Source organism: Burkholderia sp. A9, assembly GCF_000801975.1.
This window is the reverse complement of sequence record NZ_JSZN01000063.1, coordinates 1-1,316: the sequence shown is the minus strand read 5'-3', so window position 1 is coordinate 1,316 and position 1,316 is coordinate 1. Positions and strand designations below refer to the sequence as shown.

General features: G+C 69.8%; 2 protein-coding genes. Both read left to right on the top strand.

Annotated features, from left to right (window positions below):
• Positions 1-303 precede the first annotated feature (303 nt).
• Positions 304-906, top strand: coding sequence for a YbhB/YbcL family Raf kinase inhibitor-like protein (locus PI86_RS15390; protein WP_039324267.1), 603 nt, complete (start codon positions 304-306; stop codon positions 904-906).
• A gap of 214 nt (positions 907-1,120) precedes the next feature.
• The coding region (locus PI86_RS16720) for a flavodoxin family protein (RefSeq protein WP_161792373.1) at positions 1,121-1,316 on the top strand (196 nt) is incomplete at its 3' end.

The window sequence follows — 1,316 nt, the reverse complement described above, 5'->3', positions numbered from 1 at the left end:
ACGCGCCGGCCGAATGGTCGGCCGCGCACGGCGGCGCGACGGCCCCCAAGGAATAAGGCCGCGCCGGCTCGCTGGCCGGCATCCTGGCGCAGAAAACCGCTCGCTTCATCGCGAGCGGTTTTTTTTCGTCCGTCGATCCGTATCCGGATCGGCCCGAATCGAGGGTCGCGGCGCGCATCGCGCATCGCGCATCGAACCCTAATGCTAGACTTGATCTGCCGCCGCCATCCGCTGCGCGGGCAACCTGCAACGCCAACCATGCCGGGCGCATCGGCCCGGCTCACGTGACGGGAGAAGCGCCTTATGCGTGTGGATCGCCGGATCACTCTGCCTGCGCCGCCGGGTCCTTCGTCCCCGTTCATCGCCACCGTCCTCTGCGTTGCCGCCTGGCTCGCGTGCGCCGCCCTGCCGGCGCGGGCGGAAGGCCCGTTCACCGTGTCGAGCGACCAACTGACACCCGGCGGGCGCGTCGGTGCCGCGAACGTGTTCGATCGCGGCGACTGCAAGGGCGAAAACCGCTCGCCGCAGCTCAGCTGGCACAATCCGCCGCCCGGCACGCGTGGTTATGCGATCACGATCTTCGATCCCGATGCACCCGGGCACGGCTGGTGGCACTGGGCCGTCGCCGGTATCCCGGCGACTGTCACGAGCCTGCCCGCGGATGCGAGCGCGTCCGGCTTCCTGCGGCGCATCGGCGCGAGCGAGGCGCGCAACGACTTCGGAATCGACGGCTACGGCGGCCCGTGCCCGCCGCCAGGCAAGCCGCACCGCTACGTGATCACCGTCTACGCGCTGAAGGGGATAGACCTGCGCATCGCTCAGGGGCGCCCCGCGCCGATGTTCGAGCACGAGATCGGCACGCTCACGATCGGCACCGCGCAACTCATCGTCAATTACGGACAATAACCGGCGGCGCGCCGGCGCAGGTTGCGTGTCGGATTGCCCGCGCCGGCGAATTTCCGTGCGCCGCACACGCGCTTTTTTCCCGTCATTTCGGCTTGCTAGACTCGCCTGCACCGGTCGCGGCATCCCGCCGCGGATCCGCCGCGCCGCCCGTCCGCGGCGTATCACGCGGCAGGCCGCAGTGCCCGCCGTTTCGCCCCTTTCCGGAGAACGCCTCATGTCGAACATCGTCATCGTTTATCACAGCGGCTACGGTCACACGCAGAAACTGGCCGACGCCGTTCACGCAGGCGCGCAGGACGCCGGCGCGACCGCACGCCTGATCGCCGTCGGCGAGCTCGACGACGCAAGCTGGGCCGCACTCGATGCGGCGGACGCGATCGTCTTCGGCGCGCCGACCTACATGGGCGGGC

Coding starts and splice junctions, on each gene's coding strand:
- PI86_RS15390 (WP_039324267.1), top strand. CDS start 304: ATGCGTGTGGATCGCCGGATCACTCTGCCTGCGCCGCCGGGTCCTTCG.